The sequence below is a fragment of the Cloacibacillus sp. An23 genome (genome assembly GCF_002159945.1).
Classification (GTDB): Bacteria; Synergistota; Synergistia; order Synergistales; family Synergistaceae; genus Caccocola.
This window is the reverse complement of sequence record NZ_NFJQ01000003.1, coordinates 213055-230234: the sequence shown is the minus strand read 5'-3', so window position 1 is coordinate 230234 and position 17180 is coordinate 213055. Positions and strand designations below refer to the sequence as shown.

Here is a 17180-nt window from a genome sequence, read left to right as displayed (position 1 = left end):
ATGAAGGAAAAGCTCCTGCTCTTCGGCGGCACGACCGAGGCGCGCGAGATAGCCGAAAGCGGCCTGCCTATGATATGCTGCGTCGCGACCGAGTACGGCGCGGAGGTGCTTCACGACGCGCCGGGTCTCGACGTTAGGACTGGGCGCATGGACGCGGCGGAGATGGCTTCGCTGATGCGCGCGGAGAAAATAACCGTCGCCGCCGACGCGACGCATCCCTACGCGCGCGCCGTGACCGCTGAGATAAAAAAGGCCTGCGCAGAAACCGGCGCGGATTACATGAGAATCGCGCGCGAGCGCACGCCTCTGCCCGGGGACGCCGTAGTCGTCGAAAGCTGCGCCGAAGCTGCCAAGCTGCTCGACAAGTGCGAAGAGCGCGCGCTCATAGCGACGGGGAGCAAGGAGCTCGACGTTTTCACAAAAGTACACGATTACCGCGAACGGCTCTTCCCGCGCGTGCTTCCGTCGAAGGAAGTGATAGAGCGCTGCGCGTCGCTCGGCTTCGGGCCGGGACAGATCATCGCGATGCGCGGCCCGTTCTCGAAAACGATGAACGCCGAGCTGCTTCGCATGACGGGCGCGACGGTGCTCGTCACGAAGGACGGCGGCGCGGCTGGCGGAATGCCGGAAAAAATAGAGGCCGCGTGCGAAACGGGCGCGCGGCTCATAGTCGTCGGGCGCGCGGACGAAGAGGGATACACGGCGCGCGAGGCGCTGCTTCTGCTGCGGCGCAGGCTCGGCGCTCCGCGTCCGCCGCTCTTCCCGATGCTCACGGACATAGAAAAAAGAAAGGCCGTCATAGCCGGCGGCGGGGCTGTCGCTCTGCGCCGCGCGCGCACTCTCGCGAAATGCGGCGCGGAGGTCCACATCGTCGCGCCGGATTTCGCCGGGGGCTTCGACGGCGAAGGCTTCATATTCCACAGGAAAAAATGGGAGACCTCCGACGGCGCGGGGGCTTTCATCATAATCGCCGCGACGGACGACCGCGCGCTCAACGCGCAGATAGGCGCGGAGGCGAAGGCCGCCGGCGTACACGTGAGCGTCGCGGACGCGGCGGAGGAATGCTCGTTCTATTTCCCGTCGCTCGTGACGGAGGGCGAGACGGCCGTCAGCGTGTCGGCGGGCGCGCTCTCGCCGAGGCTGACGCGCCGCCTCGCCGGCCGTCTGCGCGAAGTGTGGCCCGCGTGGGTCGCGGAAGAAAAGTCGAAATTGGAAGAAGAGGGATCGAAATGACAAGAGTGATCCGTTTCGGAAGCCGCAAGAGCGCGCTCGCGCTCGCGCAGACGCGCCTGGTTATGGAGGCGGTCGAGGCCGCTAACCCCGATTTGCGCGCCGAGCTCGTGCCGATGACGACGACGGGCGACGTGAACATGAAGCCCTTTTCCGAGGCTTCCGATAAATTCGGCATAAAGGGGCTCTTCACGCAGGAGCTCGAAGATGCGCTGCGCAGCGGCGAAATCGACGTCGCCGTCCACAGCTTGAAAGACGTGCCGATGTATCCGAACGACGAGCTGCCGATAGTGGCCTATTCGAAACGCGAGGACGCGCGCGACGCGCTCGTGCTTCCCGGTGGCGTCGCGGAAATTTCCGAAGCTCTGCCGCTCGGCTGCTCGTCGGCGCGCCGCCGCCTTCAGCTCGCGAAGCTCTTCCCGAACATGCGCGTCGAGCCCGTGCGCGGAAACGTCAACACGCGGCTGCGCAAGCTCGACGAGGGGCAGTTCTCCGCGCTCGTGCTCGCCGCGGCCGGACTTAAGCGAATCGGCCTCGACGGCAGGATTTCCAGATATTTCACGGTGGACGAGATAATCCCCGCGCCCGGGCAGGGAATCATGGCCTGCCAGGGACGCGCGGGCGAGAGCTGCGACTATCTGGACGCAGTGCGCTGTTCGGACGCGGCGTTCTGCGCGCTCGCCGAGCGTGGATTTTCCGCGGAGCTCGGCGGCGGCTGCACAGCGCCGGTCGGGGCATACGCTGAGATAAAAGAAGGAAAGATGACGCTTCGCGGCTTCTACGCCGACGAAGCGAACGGGATATACGCGAAAGGCTCCGTCTCGGGACTTCCCGAGGAAGCCGAAGAAATGGCGCGCGCGCTCGCGCGCCGTCTGAAGGAGGGAAAGTGATGACCGCCGGAAAGGTCTGGCTCGTCGGCGCGGGCCCCGGAGACGCGGGGCTGCTCACGCTGCGCGGGCGCGAGGTGATGGAGCAGGCCGACGCGATAGTCTTCGACAGGCTCGTCGGTGACGGCGTGCTCGCGATGATGCCCGAGCACGCTGAGAAGATAAACGTCGGCAAGGAGGGCGGACGCCACCCCGTGCCGCAGCGCGAGATAGAAAAGATACTCGTTGCGAAAGCGCTCGAAGGAAAGAAAGTCGTGCGCCTCAAGGGCGGCGACCCATTCGTCTTCGGACGCGGCGGCGAGGAGATCGAGGCGCTCAAAAAAGAAAATATCGAGTTCGAGGTCGTGCCTGGCGTGACCTCGGCGATAGCCGCGCCTTCCGCGGCGGGCATCCCCGTCACGCACCGCGGCCTCGCCGCCTCGCTGCACATAATCACGGCGCACACGAAGGAGGGCGGCATAGCCGACACCGACTACGCCGCGCTCGCGCGCCTCGGCGGAACTCTGCTCTTCCTCATGGGGGCCTCGGCGCTTCCCGAAATATGCGCGGCTCTCACGAAGGCCGGCATGTCCCCCGACACTCCGGCCGCCGCCGTAGAACGCGGCACGACGGCGCGCCAGCGCCGCATAGAAGGCACGCTCGCCACTCTGACCGAAATCGCGGCGCGCGCGGAGCTTCGTTCGCCCGCCGTCATAATCGTCGGCGCGGTCGCGGCTCTCGGAAAAGAATTTGAATGGAAGAAATTCCTCCCGCTCTCCGGGCGCAAGCTCATAGTCACGCGCCCGCGCGGACGCGCGGGAAAACTGTCCGCGAAGCTGCGCGCGAAGGGCGCCGAGGTCGTCGAGTGCCCCTGCATATCGACGCGCGCGCTCGACGTGAAACTGCCGCCGCTTTCGGGATACTCGTGGATAGGCTTCACGAGCGCGACGGGCGTCGAAACGTTCTTCGAACTTCTCGCGAAAGAGGGGCGCGACGTGCGCGAGACGGGCGGCGCGAAGATAGCCGCGATAGGCAAAGCGACCGCCGAAGCCCTTCGCGCGCGCGGCCTCGCCGTTGACTACGTGCCCGAGGTCTACGACGGCGCGTCGCTCGCCGACGGCCTAGCCCCGCTCGCCGCGGGCGGCAAAATTTTAATGCTTCGCGCGAAGGACGGCTCGCCCGAGCTGACGGAGCATCTTCGCGCGGCTGGCGCGGACTTTACAGAATTTGCGCTTTATGAGACAACATACGAAAAGCCCGCGGCGCTGCCGGAAGACGCGGACGCGGCGCTCTTCACCAGCGCGTCCACGGTGCGCGGCTTCGTCGCGGCCTTCGGCGGACCCGTCGTGAAGACCGCCTGCTGCATAGGGCGGCAGACCGCGGAAGAGGCGGCGAGGCACGGCTTTGAAGAAATAAGGACCGCCGCGAAGGCGACCCTCGATTCACTGATAAAAACACTGGAGGTCGATGAAAGATGATATTCAGACCGCGCAGGCTCAGAAGAACGGCGGCGATACGCGACATGGCGGCGGAGACGAGGCTTTCCCCGTCGATGCTCGTCTATCCGGTCTTTATACGCGAGGGCAAAAACATAATCGAAGACATCCCCGCGATGCCGGGACAGAAGCGCTACAGCCCCGACACATTCCCGAAATTCCTCGAAGAGACGGCGAACGCCGGAATAAAGTCGATACTTCTCTTCGGCCTGCCCGAGCATAAGGACGAATGCGGAAGCGGCGCGTGGGACGAGAACGGCGTTATCCAGCAGGCGCTTCGCGTCGGAAAGAAAAATTTCCCCGAGATGACGTTTATGTGCGACGTCTGCCTCTGCGAGTACACCTCGCACGGACACTGCGGACTGCTCAAAGGCGAGACGGTGGACAACGACCCGACGGTCGAACTGCTCGCGAAGACGGCGCTCTCGCAGGCGCAGGCCGGGGCCGACGTCGTCGCTCCCTCCGACATGATGGACGGGCGCGTCGGCGCGATACGCGAGGCGCTCGACGCGGCGGGAATGGACGAGACGATAATATTCTCCTACGCCGTCAAGTACGCCTCGGCCTTCTACGGCCCGTTCCGCGAGGCCGCGGGCTCGACGCCGGCCTTCGGCGACCGCCGCAGCTACCAGATGGACCCGCGCAACGTGCGCGAGGCTCTGCGCGAGGCGGAGCTCGACATCGAGGAAGGCGCGGACATGATAATGGTGAAGCCGGGGCTGCCCTACCTCGACGTGCTCTCGAAGGTAAAAGACGCCTTCGACGTGCCGACCGGCGCGTACTGCGTCAGCGGCGAGTACTCGATGATAAAGGCCGCCGCGGCGAACGGCTGGCTCGACGAGGAGCGCGTCGTCGCGGAGAGCGCCGTCTGCCTCGCGCGCGCGGGCGCTGACATAATCGTCACCTACTTCGCGCCCGAGCTCGCGAAGATGATGAAGGAGGGCCGCCTCTAATGGACCGCAACGCGGAACTCTTCGCGCGCGCCGAGCGCGTGATCCCCGGAGGCGTCAACAGCCCCGTCCGCGCATTCAGAAGCGTCGGCGGCACGCCTGTGTTCGCGTCGCGCGCCAAAGGGCAGTACCTCTGGGACGAAAACGGAAAGAAATACACTGACTACATCGGCTCGTGGGGGCCGCTCATTCTCGGCCACGCCTACGAGCCTATCGTAGAGGCCGTGACGAAGGCCGCCGAGCGCGGCGCGAGCTTCGGCCTGCCGACCGAGGCCGAGGTCGAGATGGCGGAGCTCGTCTGCTCGCTCGTCCCCGGCGTCGAGATGGTGCGCATGGTCTCGTCGGGCACGGAGGCGGTGCTCTCTGCTCTGCGCGTCGCGCGCGGCTTCACGGGACGCGAGCTCGTCGTGAAGTTCGAAGGCTGCTACCACGGACACTCGGACTCGATGCTCGTCAAGGCGGGCTCCGGCCTCGCGACCGCGGGCCAGCCCGACAGCGCGGGAGTAACGCGCGGCACGGCCGCGACGACGCTGACCTGCGCATACAACGACGCAGACGGGCTTGAAAAAATATTCGCCGAACACGGCGAGCACATCGCCGCCGTCATAGTCGAGCCCGTCGCGGCGAACATGGGCGTCGTCCTGCCCGAAGAGGGATACGACCCAGTGCCCGCCTGCGGCGAGTGGGAGGAGCATACTCACTGCGGACGGCTGATCCCAGGGAAAAAAGGCTTCCTCGAAAGGCTGCGCGAGATAACGGCGCGTTACGGCGCCCTGCTGATATTCGACGAGGTCATCACTGGCTTCCGTCTCGGCATAAACTGTGCCTCGGGCTACTTCGGCGTGACGCCGGACCTCTCGACCTTCGGAAAGATAATCGGCGGCGGCCTCCCGGTCGGCGCTTACGGCGGACGCCGCGACGTGATGAGCTGCGTCGCGCCGCTCGGTCCCGTCTATCAGGCCGGGACTCTCTCAGGCAATCCGCTCGCTATGGCCGCAGGGCTCGCGACGCTCAAGACGCTGCGCGACAACCCGAACATATACAGAGACCTCAACTACCTGCGCGCCTCGCTCGGCGCGGGCCTCGCGACGATGTTCGCGGAAAAAGGGCTGCGCGCCTTCGTGCAGGGCATAGAGTCGCTCTCGACGGTCTTTTTCTCCGAAACGCCCGTATACAGCTACGCCGACGCGAAAAAATGCGACACGGCGCGCTACGCGCGGTTCTTCAACGGGATGCTCGCGCGCGGCGTGCTTATGGCCCCGTCGCAGTTCGAGGCGATGTTCCTCAGCGCCGCGCACACGAACGAGGATATAGAATATTTCCTCGACGCGGCGAAGACGACGATAGAGTCGGACGGCTTCTAAATGCGCAGGGGCGAAGTCCAGATATACACGGGCGACGGCAAAGGCAAGACGACTGCGGCCTTCGGCCTCTGCCTGCGCGCGCTCGGACACGGGCACAAAGCGCGCGTCATACAGTTCCTCAAGGCCGAGCGCTGCGGCGAGCACGTCATGGCTGAAAAAATCGGCCTGCCCGTGACGCAGTGCCCGATGGGACGCAAAAGCGGCCCGTGCTCAAAACCGTGCCCGCTGCTCAAAGAGGCGGAGCGCGTGCTCAAAGATGGCGCGCCCGACCTGCTCGTGCTCGACGAGATAATGGCCGCACTGCGCCATAAATGCGTGAGCACGGACGAGGTGCTCGCGCTTCTGGACGAACGCCCCGAAAATACCGAAATAGTGATGACGGGCCGCCGCGCGCCGCGCGAGCTTGTGGAGCGCGCGGGGCTCGTCACTTCCATGGAAAAGGTCAAACATTTCTTCGACGCCGGAGTCCCCGCGCGCGAAGGCATAGAATACTGAAACGGCGGTGGATAATATGAAAGGCGTCATGGTACAGGGTACGAGCAGCGACAGCGGAAAGAGCTTCATCGCGACGGCGCTCTGCCGCATCTTCTCCGACATGGGCTACAAAGTCTGCCCCTTCAAGTCACAGAACATGTCCAACAACTCCTACGTGACTGCGGACGGCCTCGAGATGGGCCGCGCGCAGGGCGTGCAGGCCGAGGCGGCGCGCGTCGAGCCGCAGGCCTTCATGAACCCGATACTCCTCAAGCCGCGCAAGGACGTTTCGTCTGAGATCGTCCTCATGGGCAAAGTCTGCGACGCGCCCTGCGACAAAAATTATTACAAGGACTTCACGATGAGCCGCGGCATCGAGACGGTGCGCGAAGCTCTCTCAATAATAGATAAAAACTTCGACCTCATGGTCTGCGAGGGCGCGGGCAGCCCCGCCGAGATAAACCTCAACGCGGGCGAGATAGCGAACATGCGCGTCGCGCGCGAGGCCGACGTACCTGTAATCTTAGTCACCGACGTCGACCGCGGCGGCTCGCTCGCCTCAGTCGTCGGCACGCTGGAGCTTCTCGGCGAGGACAGGCATCGCGTCAAAGGCATAATCTTCAACAAATTCCGCGGCGACATATCGCTCTTCCAGGACGCGGTTGAATGGACCGAAAAATACACCGGCGTCAAGGTCGTTGGCGTCATGCCGTGGCTCACCGACATAATCATCGAAGGCGAAGACATCCTGAGCCTCAACTGGAACAGCGGCAGCGGAGACTGCGCTGAAAAGCTGCGCGTCGGCGTAGTGAAATTCCCGCGCGTCTCGAACCACACCGACATCGAGGCGTTCCGCTTCGAGCCCGACGTCGAGATAATAGAGCTGTCGTCGCCCGCGCAGCTTCCGCGCCTCGACGCGGTCGTCCTGCCAGGCACGAAAAGCACAGTGCTCGACATGAAATATCTAATCGACTCCGGCCTCGCCGGCGGAATCCGCCGCTTCTACGAAAACGGCGGCACGGTCTACGGCCTCTGCGGCGGCTACCAGATGATGGGCGAAAAGATAGACGACTCACACCTGCGCGACAACGAGCAAATTCCCGAAATAGAGGGCCTCGGCCTTCTGCCCGCCGTCACGACCTTCGGCGAGGAAAAGACCGTCATACGCCGCCGCGGCCGCGCGATACACCCGTACTTTACGACGGAGACGCAGGTAGACGGCTACGAGATACATTTCGGCGAAACCCGCCCGACGCGCGACGACCCGAATTTCGCGCCGCTCTTCGAGTTCGACGGACGGGCCGACGGCCTCGCCGACGCAGAGCTGCGCGCGGCGGGAAGCTACCTGCACAACGCCTTCCACAACGACCTCTTCCGCGCCGCGTGGCTCAACGCTCTGCGCCGCCGCCGCGGCCTGCCCGAACGCGCGCCCGTCTCCACGAGCGCCGCGAAAGAGGCCGCCTACGACGCGCTCGCCGCGCACGCGCGGAAAAACCTCGACATCGACTACATCGTGAAAATCTCGGGAGTGAAATAAAATGAAGACGGCGGAGCGCCCGCGCATACTCATCGCCGCCGTCCACAGCGGCAGCGGCAAAACGACGGTGACGAGCGGGATAGTCGCCGCGCTCGCCGCGCGCGGACTGCGCGTCCACCCGTACAAGGTCGGCCCGGACTACATAGACCCCGGCTACCTTGCGCTCGCCGCCGGAGGCCGCGCCGACAACCTAGACACGTGGCTCACCGACGAAGAGACGATGAAAAAAATATTCGTCTCGTCCTCGCGCGGCGCGGACGTTTCAATCATCGAAGGCGTCATGGGCCTCTACGACGGCGGACGCGGCGGAATCAGCAGCACCGCGGCGATAGCGAAGGCGCTGCGCGCGCCCGTCCTGCTCGTCATAGACGTGCGCTCGATGGGCGAAAGCGCCGCCGCGATAGCCAAAGGCTTCCGCGACTACGACCCCGAGGTGAACCTCTGCGGCGTAATCGTCAACCGTTACGGCTCCGACAGCCACCGCGCGATGGTGACGGAGGCGATAGAACGCCTCGGCCTCCCCGTCGCCGGCGCCGTGCCGCGCGACAAAGCCGCCGAAGTGCGCGAACGCCATCTCGGCTTGCTCCCAGTAGAAGAAAACGACAACCGCGAACATATAGAAAACGTGCGCAGAATGATAGAGCCCGCGATAAACTTCGACAAACTGCTCGAACTCGCGCGCTCAGCCCCCGCGCTCGAAGAGGCGGAAGAGCCCCGCCGCACGCGTCCGCGCGTCAGAATAGCCGTCGCGCGCGACGAAGCCTTCTCCTTCTACTACCCAGAGAGCATAGCCGCGCTCGAAGCCGCGGGCGCGGAAATCGTCACCTTCAGCCCGCTGCACGACGAACGCGCGCCCGAATGCGGCGGCCTCATCTTCGGCGGCGGATTCCCCGAAATATTCGCCGCGCGGCTCACCGCCAACAAAACCATGAAAGAATCCATAGCGCGCGCCGCGTCGGACGGCGTTCCGATATACGCCGAATGCGGCGGCTTCATGTACCTCACGCGCGAGATAAAAGACTTCGAAGGCGCGGCGCACGAAATGTGCGGCGTGATCCCAATGAGCTGCAAAATGAACGACCGCCTGCGCACCGTCGGCTACGTCACGGCGAAAGCCCTGCGCGACACCGTAATCGCCGCGGCGGGCGAAGAGCTGCACGGACACGAATTCCACTTCTCAAGCGCCGAGCCGCTCGAAGAAATCCCGCACGCCTTCCTCTTCACCAAAACCCGCACCGGCGAAACCTACCCCGCCGGCTACGCAAAAGGCAGCGTCCTCGGCTCCTACCTCCACCTCCACTTCGCGGGATTTCCGAAAGCCGCGGCAAGGTTCGTGGAAAAGTGCGCGGAATACAAAAAATTAAAATAAGTCCGCATCGACGGACGGCACAAAAAAACAAGCGGCTCGGAAAGTCCGGGCCGCTTTTCGTATTGTAGAGAATCATATAATTCAGACGATATTATCGCGAGTTTATGAGAGACAACACCTCTTTAGGTTCCGGCATCGCGCAGAGCGCTCCCTGGCGCGTCGTAATCAAAGCGGCAGCGGCGTTAGCGAAAGTAAGCATCTCCGTCAGCCTGGCCTCGTCGAGAGCGTCCAAACCGTATTTCAGGACGAAATGGACTGCGCAGCCGCCGAAAGTATCTCCCGCTCCGGTCGCATCGACGGTGCTGTCCATACGGAACGGCGGAGCGAATACGGACGTTCCGCGGTAAAAGGCGCAGCTTCCCCCCGCCCCCATAGTGGCCAGCACGAGAGGGATATTCCATTTGGACAAAAGGATTTCGACGCCGCGGTAAATATTCTTCTCGCCCGTCATAAATTCTACTTCGTCGTCAGATATTTTTAAAACGTCGCACCGAGACAGTCCGCAGGCAATTTGTTCCCTTGCGCTTTCGGCGTCCGGCCATAAATTCAAGCGCAGATTCGGATCGAAAGAAATTACACAGCCGCAGCGTTTCGCATACTCCACGGCGGCATAAGTGGCCGCCCTCGCCGGAGCGGACGTCGTAGACAGAGTGCCGAAATGAAAAACGCCGGACGACGCTATCTTCGCCATATCGACCTCTTCCGCGCGAAGCGTCAGATCCGCCCCAGGATTTCGATAGAACGCAAATTCTCTGTCCCCGTCCGCCGTATTATGCACTATCGCCAAAGTAGTCGGAACCTCAGCATCATATTTGACGCCGGAAACGTCTATCCCAGATCCTGCGACACGTTCGCAAAGCATCCTTCCGAAAACGTCGTCTCCGACTTTTCCGATAAAAGCGGTCCTGCGTCCCAGCTTCGCGAGCATCGCCAAAAAATTACAAGGCGCTCCTCCAGGATTAGCCTCGAACAACAAATTACCGCGCTCGCTGACTCCGCTCTCCGTAAAATCTACAAGCAGCTCCCCTAACGCCGTTACGTCGTAATCATGTGAAATTGACATTTTTCTAATTTCCCTCTGCACCCCGTACCGTGCTTAAAACGGCGGCAAAATGCTATAGCCGTACGTTGCCCCTCTTGCCTAATCCGTTCAAGCGCCGCAGTCTCCCAACGGTCTTCTCTGAAATTCGCCAACGAAATCATTATAGCAGAGCGAAGCACATGTACGCGCCGCGCCGCTTGACATACACGCGGCGGCGGTGGAATATAATTTTGTATCTACCAATTTATCGCAGCGGCAAATTCTATGGGAGAATCAGAAAATCATGAAACGTATCAAAGTAATAGGACGAGCGAACATAACCGACGAGAACGGCAAGATCAAAAGCGACGAAGAACTGCGCGAGGAAGATGGCGTATTTGAAAGCTGGGAGGTCGAAGTCGAGGACTGGGGGTCCGTTCGCGACGCGGCGCTCGCGCTCATCGACGACTTGAAGCAGCGCCGCCGCGCCGCGCTCTGGGACGGGACGTTCGAAGTGGTGGACGCCGCGACCGGCGAGCACATAGACATAGAAGCCCAGCCCTCGCAGGTAAATTTCATGCAGTCCGCCGAACGCTTCGCAATGGAGCGCGAAACGCTGGAGAATATGGCGTTTCAGGCGGGGTTCGGGCCGGAGGATTATCCCGAGGAATTTTAGGTTCCGCCCGCTGCGTGGGATTTATCAGAAAGCCGCCGCAAATACTGAAAATCAACGGAGGTGCTTCAAATGCCAGATACCGCGCGGCCCGTCATCGCGCTTATCTACGATTTCGACGGGACGCTTTCGCCGGGGAATATGCAGGAGTTCAGCTTTATCAAGGCGCTCGGGATGACCCCGGAGGAATTTTGGAGGAAGTCGAACGAGCTGACCGAGCGCAACGACGCCAACGGCATTTTGTGCTATATGAAGCTGATGCTCGACGAGGCGCGGCATAAGGATATTTCGCTTAAGCGCGAGTCTTTTCAGCGTTTCGGGCGCGAGGTGGAGCTTTATCCGGGCGTTGCGGAGTGGTTTTCGCTGGTAGGCGATTACGGGCGCGCGAAGGGCGTGACGGTGCGCCATTATATAAACTCTTCGGGGCTGAAGGAAATGATAGAGGGGACGGGCATCGCGCGCGAGTTCGAGAATATCTACGCATGTTCGTTTCTTTACAATACCGACGGCGTCGCCGTCTGGCCTGCGGTCGCTGTGGATTTTACGACGAAGACGCAGTTTCTTTTCAAGATAAACAAGGGCATTACGAGCGTGAGCGACAACAGCGAGGTCAACCGCTATATGCGCGAGGACGAGCGCCCCGTGCCTTTCCGCCGCATGATCTATTTCGGCGACGGGCAGACGGACATCCCTTGCATGAAGATGGTGAGGCAGAACGGCGGCCATTCGATAGCGGTCTACGAGCCCGGCAGCGAGGCGAAACGACGCGCGGCGGAACGTCTGATTCTCGAGGAGCGGGTGAATTTCGTATGTCCAGCCGATTACCGCGAGGGCGGCGAGACTTACGGCGTCGTCGCCACGATCATCGACAAGATGAAGTCAGACTGGGAGTTCGAGCAGCTTTTGAAAAAACACCGCGAGACGGCAGAGAGCGGCGTTTCGGCCGGCGCGTGACGTGGCGTGTTATTTCACGCGTCACGCGCCGGCGTCGCGGCGGCTCATTTAGGATGCGAATATAGTCATTGAGTTTTGCAAGAAAAGCGTATCTCTCGCCGTCCCGTGCTCAGACGCTGTGTTCCGTCCGCGTATGCGGACATAAAAATAACCTTTGCGCACAGCCCGCGCCCGGCGAGACGGGAGAGCTATGCCCGGCGCGGCGTCCGGCGTCTCCACATGCCGTAACGTATTGGACATCAGAGACGATGGATTCCGCGTCCGCCTGTAAACGCGCCAGGCGTCACGCCGGGCGCCGCGGAGTTTTTTATGCCCGTTTTCGCGGACGGCGCACGGCGTCATGAGCCGGCCGGCGATGAAATCAGTTTTTCTGTTGGTTAAACAGCGACAAGCCTCCATTACGTATGACGTACGAAAGCGCGCGTCCTTCGCCCAGCTGCGTGGGAAAACGATGAGCCTCCTCACGCTTCTCCTCGGCGGAGGGTAATTTTTTTATTTTCAATCGGATGATCAGCGGCTTGACGAACCCCAGGGCGGCGCGGGCGTTTTTCAGGATTAACGGATCTCTTCCATTTTGTACTCGATTTTTTTCCAGAGCTGCTCCACCATCGGAAGGAACGAAGCCGCATATTCGGGCGGGAGGTCGTAACGCACTGTCTTGCCTTTTTCGCTTTTTTCTATTGATATGATTACCGTGCCGGCAGAGTGGGCGCGTATCGAGTATGCGGTGCCGTCGTCGGAGCGGCGTGCGTCGCGCTGCGGAGCGCCGGAGTCTACCGTTTCGCCCATTATATAGGCTACGGACGTGTTCAGCACTTGCGATAGTTTCAGCAGGTTGGCGCCGTCGGGCAGGAAAACGTCGCGTTCCCACGACGATACGGTCTGGCGCGCCGCGCCGACGAGATACGCGAGCTCTTCCTGGTTGCTGATGCCGTTTCTTGCTCTGAGCGCTTTTATCCTCTTCCCTACAGACATGGCAAAACACCTCTTGCTAAAAAAATAGCGCTAAATATGAAATATGAAAGCGTGTTAAAACGTCATTATGACGCGCATGATTGATTGTTAAAATCAACCCCGCTGTTTACCATTAAGCAGTTTGTTTTGAATAAATGTCAGGGAGCTGGACGCTATGGGCAACGATAATGTTCCGCGCGACGGCATGTATGCGTGGAACGACGACTATTCCGAGATAGACCTCGTCGATATACTGTCTTCTTTATGGAAGCGCAGGAAGCTTATAGCCGCCGTGACGGCGGCCTGCCTTGTGTGCGCTGCGGGCTATCTCGCGCTTTCTCCGCGGGTTTACGAGAGCCGCACGACGCTTCTTTTCCTTCCTCCGCTGCCCCCCGAGATCGAGAATGAGGGAAGCAGGAGCGTCGTCCTGACGCCGGACACATATTTCACGCTGGCGACGGCGGACGACCTGCTGAACGACGTGATAGCCGCGGCCTACGCCGGCGCTGCGAGCGACGACGTTCCGTCGGTCGAGGCGATGAGGCGCGGGCTGAAGGTGAAGCTCGCGGAGTCTTCGGAGAAGGCGCAGGGCGTTCCAGACCAGATGGCGATGACAGTCTCATTCCGCGCGAAGGAGCCCGAGAGGGCTATGGCGGTGCTGAACAATTGGAGTTCGCTCTTTATTCAGAGGAACGCGCAGCTTTTCGTGGACAGGACAGGCTCGTCGTTCGAGTTCCTCGGCAAGTCCGTCGAAACGGTGAAGCGCGACCTTGAAGCGACGGAGAACCGTCTGCTGGTCTATCAGAAGGAGAATGCGATACCGCTCATGAAGGTGAGGCTCGCCGCGCTTGAGAAGACATATTCCGGCCTCCTGGCGCAGTACGACGAGAAGGCCGCGGCTCTGCCGCCGCTGGAGGCGGAGGAGAAGGCCGCCGCGAGGCTGCTCGCAAAGGAGCCGGAGACGGAGACCTTGTCGCGCGGCATGAGCCGCGAGGCGCTGTGGAACCTCGCCGCGCAGCCCGCCGGGACGTCGAAGGAGCCCGGAGCTTTCAACGTCAGCGACGAGATACAGAACAGCCTGCACAAGGAGCTCAAGGAGCGGCGCTCAAACGCCGAGATAAAAATAGCGTCGCTGCGCGCATCGCTGAAGGATCTCAGCGCGCGCATAGAGAAGGCGCAGCGCGATTACGCGGCGCTGAATTCGCGCATACTCGCCGCCGAGACGGAGGTCGACCGCCTGCAGCGCGAGAAGGCGACGCTCCAGGAGTCGTACGCCGCGCTCTCGAAGCAGTATCAGCGTTCGCGTATTGCGACGGTCGAGGCGACCGACCCGATAAAGATCGTGGAAAAGCCTATTCTGACCCGCGAGCCCGTAGCGCGCGGCGGCCTCAAGATACTCTGCCTAGCGGGGCTGCTCGGGCTGTTCCTCGGCACTACCGCGGCCCTTGTCGCCGAGATGTTCGCTAAACGCGCCGAGGCTAAGGCATAGAGCGCGAAAGCTTGATACGGCGCAGTCTTCCGCCGCCCCGAATCAGGCCCGACTCCCGGGCCGCGTTCGGGGCGGCGTTTTTTTGCCTATAACCGTTATGTATTTTTCTTTTTTAAGAAGGTCCGGCGTCATATGATATACTTGATTAACTTTTTAAAAAATGTATGTCGCCCCGCAAATCGCCTGCACACGGTGAGTGAAACTGTGGGGGGGGGCCTCCGCCCCATGTCTAATAGCCTCCGTCGCCTCTATACCGCTTCATTCAGCCTCGGTGCTGGGGATGGAGATTCCGGCCAGAAGATTGCCGGAATGACATAAATGTTTGCTGTTTTAGTTAATTCACTATACGTATGCTCTGCGAGCCCACGCCGAAGACGCCGCCATTGGGATAAAGAGATACCGACGCGGCGAAGTCCACGAGGGCGGGCCGTGGGCCGCGCGAAGAACCGCCGGGGCCGCAAAGGCGCGCGCGTTGCCGCGCGGACGCCTACGGCAGTGCCGTTTTTCGGTTCCGTGCAAAATCTCATTGTGTTTTCGGCGGCTTCACAAGATAATTGTCTTTGCACGGAGGAGGCCGGTATATGCTTTTTCATGAAAAACTCGCTTATATCAAAGAGGTCGTTTCCGCCTCGGGAACGGCTCTGGCAAAAGAGGCGGGGCTGGCCCCATCCTGCATTTGCCGCTATCTTTCCGCCAAGAACGCGCCTTTCCGCTCGAGCGGCACTGTCGCGCGCATCGCGCGCGCCGCGGCGGCGCTCGCCCCGGGCGAGAAAGAGCTGAACGCGCTGCGCGGCGCAGCTTCGGCGCGCGGCGGGGAAAAGACGCAGGACGCCGTCGAAAGATGGCTGAACGAGGCGGACTCCGGGCTGCGCGAGAGAAAAGGCTCCGCCAGGACCGCGCCGCCGGAGCGCGTAGGCGTATCGACGAAGCTCGAGCTTCTCATGGACGCATTCGGCACGTCGAACGCCGAGCTCGCGCGCTACGCGAACGTAGACGGCTCGTCCATATCGCGCTACCGCAGAGGCAGGCGGAGCCTGAGGCGCGACGACCCGATACTGCGCAGCCTATGCCTTTATTTCGCATTTCTATGCAAATCGCGCGGCGTCCCCGGGGCGCTGGCCGGAGAGCTCGACGCCGGCGGCGCGGGAGACATCGACGAGGAGGCCGCCGCCGCGCGGCTTTTCGACTGGATGTGCGAGGACTGCGAGGAGCGAAGAAACCTGGCTCACGGCCTGCTTGAGAACATGGAAAGCGCCGACAGCGCCATGACCGCGCTCAAGGACGCCGCGCGCCTCGGCGCTCTCGAGACCGGGGGGCGCGTCTATACCGGGGCGGGCGGCGTGCTCGCGGCGGTCGAGGAATTCGCCGACGCCGCCGGAGAGGGCGGAGAGCCGCGCGACATATACGTCTATACCTCCTACCTGAGCTGGTTCTCGCGCGAGCCGCGCTTCGCCGGAGCGTGCGCCGAGCTGATACACAGGATGCTCGAGCGCGGCAACAGGGTCGTAAGCGTCCATAACATAGGCTTCGACGCCGAAGAAATATTCGACATCATCGAAAGCTGGCTTCCGCTGTTCCTCACGGGCGGCGTCGCGGCGAGCTACCTGACGAGGCCCAACCGTTCGCTTTTCAGCGAATACATGAGCGCGGCCGAAAACTGCTCGCTTCGCTTCTCAACTCTGCGCGGGAGCAGCGTCAGGCCGCGCGCATTCTTCTCGAGGAGCCCCGAAGAGGCCGCGTTCGTCCGCGAGCAGGTCGAGGGGCTGCTCGCCTATTCGAAGCCGCTCGTCGCGGTCTACGGAAGGGACGACGCGGACAAGGTCTTCCGCGAGATAGAGGCGTGCCGCGGCGCGGACGGCGACGTGATAAAGCTCACGCGCCGCCCGACGATGGAGTCTATGCCCGAAAATCTCGCCGCGCGCATATTCACAAGGATCGCGCCTTCGCGCGAGGCGTTCGCGCTGCTGACGCGCCATTACGAAAAGAGGCGGCGCGGCTTCCTGGAATCGCTGGCGCACGTCGGCGTTACCGAAGTGTTCCCGGCACTCTCCCCCGCCGAGATCGCTTCAGGGGCCGCCGGCATAGCGCTGCCGTGGGAGGCCGGGTTCGCCGCCTCGTATACAAAGGACGAATACGACGCTCATATGGCGGCGCTCGACCGCCTCGCCTCGGAGCGGGCGAACTATCGCGCAGTGCGGCGCCCGTCGCTCCCCTTCTCCAAGATAGACGTGATAGCGAAGGAGGGTTCGGCGGTCTACGTGCTGAAAAACGACGGCGCGCCATCCGCCATATCCTTCCTTAATTCGCAGGTCTGCTACGTCCTCGAACGATACGTAAAGCGCTTCATAGGCAAATAAAGGCCGAGCGCGGCGGCCGAAGCCTGTCCAGCGTCATGCGCCGCGCGTCCGCCGGTGAAAACGCAGGCGAATAATTTTATAATATAATTGATTGGCTTTACTGCGAAAATCCGGCCTTTCGCCACGCCGGGCTTGACCCAGCATCCATCCGCGGCGCATAGGAATCAAAAGCCGCCGGCCCTGCGTCAGGCGCGGAATGACGGTAAAACCGTCTGTTTCTATTTGTCAGCCGACATATATAGCATTTTAACTTTACATTAAAAAACCATGCCGCCCCGCAAATCTCCTGCGCCCGGTGAAACGGGGCGGGCCCTGCCCAATAGCCTCCGTCGCCTCTATACCGATTCGTTCAGCCTTGGTGCTGGGGATGGAGATTCCGGCCGGAAGATTGCCGGAATGACATAAATGTTTGCTGTTTTAGTTAATTCGCCATAAAAAACAGGGGA

General features: G+C 61.9%; 14 protein-coding genes. 12 read left to right on the top strand and 2 right to left on the bottom strand.

Annotation, left to right across the window (positions count from 1 at the left end; translation table 11 throughout):
• From cobK to B5F39_RS04205, 8 genes are read left to right on the top strand one after another with little or no spacing between them, the layout of a single operon-like run.
• Nucleotides 1-1233 (top strand): precorrin-6A reductase, encoded by a 1233-nt coding sequence (gene cobK / locus B5F39_RS04240; RefSeq protein WP_087364287.1) that lies wholly within the window; start codon nucleotides 1-3, stop codon nucleotides 1231-1233.
• Nucleotides 1230-2120 (top strand): hydroxymethylbilane synthase, encoded by an 891-nt coding sequence (gene hemC, locus B5F39_RS04235; RefSeq protein WP_087364285.1) that lies wholly within the window; start codon nucleotides 1230-1232, stop codon nucleotides 2118-2120. Before cobK ends, hemC begins: the two co-directional genes overlap by 4 nt.
• A complete protein-coding gene (cobA, locus tag B5F39_RS04230; RefSeq protein ID WP_087364283.1) occupies nucleotides 2120-3574 on the top strand; it encodes a uroporphyrinogen-III C-methyltransferase in 1455 nt (484 codons plus the stop codon). Before hemC ends, cobA begins: the two co-directional genes overlap by 1 nt.
• Complete coding sequence (hemB, locus tag B5F39_RS04225; protein WP_087364281.1) at nucleotides 3571-4545, top strand: porphobilinogen synthase; 975 nt, start codon at nucleotides 3571-3573, stop codon at nucleotides 4543-4545. The genes cobA and hemB overlap by 4 nt, the downstream gene beginning before the upstream one ends.
• Nucleotides 4545-5906 carry a glutamate-1-semialdehyde 2,1-aminomutase gene (locus B5F39_RS04220; protein WP_087364279.1) on the top strand — a complete coding sequence of 454 codons (1362 nt, stop codon included), beginning with the start codon at nucleotides 4545-4547 and terminating at the stop codon, nucleotides 5904-5906. The genes hemB and B5F39_RS04220 overlap by 1 nt, the downstream gene beginning before the upstream one ends.
• Nucleotides 5907-6401, top strand: a complete 495-nt coding sequence (locus tag B5F39_RS04215) for a cob(I)yrinic acid a,c-diamide adenosyltransferase (RefSeq protein WP_087364277.1) — start codon at nucleotides 5907-5909, stop codon at nucleotides 6399-6401.
• 16 nt (nucleotides 6402-6417) lie between these two features.
• A complete protein-coding gene (locus tag B5F39_RS04210; protein ID WP_239391097.1) occupies nucleotides 6418-7917 on the top strand; it encodes a cobyric acid synthase in 1500 nt (499 codons plus the stop codon).
• 1 nt (nucleotide 7918) lies between these two features.
• Nucleotides 7919-9286 (top strand): cobyrinate a,c-diamide synthase, encoded by a 1368-nt coding sequence (locus B5F39_RS04205; protein WP_087364274.1) that lies wholly within the window; start codon nucleotides 7919-7921, stop codon nucleotides 9284-9286.
• A 91-nt stretch (nucleotides 9287-9377) separates the two neighbouring features.
• Here the strand turns inward: B5F39_RS04205 and B5F39_RS04200 are convergent, their stop codons facing one another.
• Complete coding sequence (locus tag B5F39_RS04200; protein ID WP_087364272.1) at nucleotides 9378-10349, bottom strand: PfkB family carbohydrate kinase; 972 nt, start codon at nucleotides 10347-10349, stop codon at nucleotides 9378-9380.
• A 262-nt stretch (nucleotides 10350-10611) separates the two neighbouring features.
• Between B5F39_RS04200 and B5F39_RS04195 the strand changes: the two genes are divergently transcribed.
• Together B5F39_RS04195 and B5F39_RS04190 are read left to right on the top strand one after the other, a co-directional pair.
• Nucleotides 10612-10983 (top strand): hypothetical protein, encoded by a 372-nt coding sequence (locus B5F39_RS04195; protein WP_087364270.1) that lies wholly within the window; start codon nucleotides 10612-10614, stop codon nucleotides 10981-10983.
• A gap of 69 nt (nucleotides 10984-11052) precedes the next feature.
• Entirely contained in the window at nucleotides 11053-11934 is an 882-nt protein-coding gene (locus B5F39_RS04190; RefSeq protein WP_087364268.1) for an HAD family hydrolase, read from the top strand.
• Between the two features lie 555 nt (nucleotides 11935-12489).
• Here B5F39_RS04190 and B5F39_RS04185 read toward each other — a convergent pair.
• Nucleotides 12490-12909: a helix-turn-helix transcriptional regulator gene (locus tag B5F39_RS04185; protein WP_087364266.1), complete on the bottom strand. Its 420-nt coding sequence runs from the start codon at nucleotides 12907-12909 to the stop codon at nucleotides 12490-12492.
• A 154-nt stretch (nucleotides 12910-13063) separates the two neighbouring features.
• Here B5F39_RS04185 and B5F39_RS04180 point away from each other — a divergent pair, with 154 nt between their 5' ends.
• Together B5F39_RS04180 and B5F39_RS04175 are read left to right on the top strand one after the other, a co-directional pair.
• Complete coding sequence (locus B5F39_RS04180) at nucleotides 13064-14377, top strand: Wzz/FepE/Etk N-terminal domain-containing protein (RefSeq protein WP_087364264.1); 1314 nt, start codon at nucleotides 13064-13066, stop codon at nucleotides 14375-14377.
• 581 nt (nucleotides 14378-14958) lie between these two features.
• The gene (locus tag B5F39_RS04175) at nucleotides 14959-16734 is read left to right on the top strand and encodes a hypothetical protein (protein WP_087364262.1); all 1776 of its coding nucleotides are present in this window, start codon (nucleotides 14959-14961) and stop codon (nucleotides 16732-16734) included.
• Nucleotides 16735-17180 lie beyond the last annotated feature (446 nt).

Excerpts from the sequence above, each read along its gene's own strand:
- B5F39_RS04210 (WP_239391097.1), top strand. The coding sequence starts at position 6,418 with ATGAAAGGCGTCATGGTACAGGGTACGAGCAGCGACAGCGGAAAGAGC.
- B5F39_RS04195 (WP_087364270.1), top strand. The coding sequence starts at position 10,612 with ATGAAACGTATCAAAGTAATAGGACGAGCGAACATAACCGACGAGAAC.
- cobK (WP_087364287.1), top strand. The coding sequence starts at position 1 with ATGAAGGAAAAGCTCCTGCTCTTCGGCGGCACGACCGAGGCGCGCGAG.
- hemB (WP_087364281.1), top strand. The coding sequence starts at position 3,571 with ATGATATTCAGACCGCGCAGGCTCAGAAGAACGGCGGCGATACGCGAC.
- B5F39_RS04185 (WP_087364266.1), bottom strand. The coding sequence starts at position 12,909 with ATGTCTGTAGGGAAGAGGATAAAAGCGCTCAGAGCAAGAAACGGCATC.
- B5F39_RS04215 (WP_087364277.1), top strand. The coding sequence starts at position 5,907 with ATGCGCAGGGGCGAAGTCCAGATATACACGGGCGACGGCAAAGGCAAG.
- cobA (WP_087364283.1), top strand. The coding sequence starts at position 2,120 with ATGACCGCCGGAAAGGTCTGGCTCGTCGGCGCGGGCCCCGGAGACGCG.
- B5F39_RS04200 (WP_087364272.1), bottom strand. The coding sequence starts at position 10,349 with ATGTCAATTTCACATGATTACGACGTAACGGCGTTAGGGGAGCTGCTT.
- B5F39_RS04220 (WP_087364279.1), top strand. The coding sequence starts at position 4,545 with ATGGACCGCAACGCGGAACTCTTCGCGCGCGCCGAGCGCGTGATCCCC.
- hemC (WP_087364285.1), top strand. The coding sequence starts at position 1,230 with ATGACAAGAGTGATCCGTTTCGGAAGCCGCAAGAGCGCGCTCGCGCTC.
- B5F39_RS04175 (WP_087364262.1), top strand. The coding sequence starts at position 14,959 with ATGCTTTTTCATGAAAAACTCGCTTATATCAAAGAGGTCGTTTCCGCC.
- B5F39_RS04205 (WP_087364274.1), top strand. The coding sequence starts at position 7,919 with ATGAAGACGGCGGAGCGCCCGCGCATACTCATCGCCGCCGTCCACAGC.
- B5F39_RS04190 (WP_087364268.1), top strand. The coding sequence starts at position 11,053 with ATGCCAGATACCGCGCGGCCCGTCATCGCGCTTATCTACGATTTCGAC.
- B5F39_RS04180 (WP_087364264.1), top strand. The coding sequence starts at position 13,064 with ATGGGCAACGATAATGTTCCGCGCGACGGCATGTATGCGTGGAACGAC.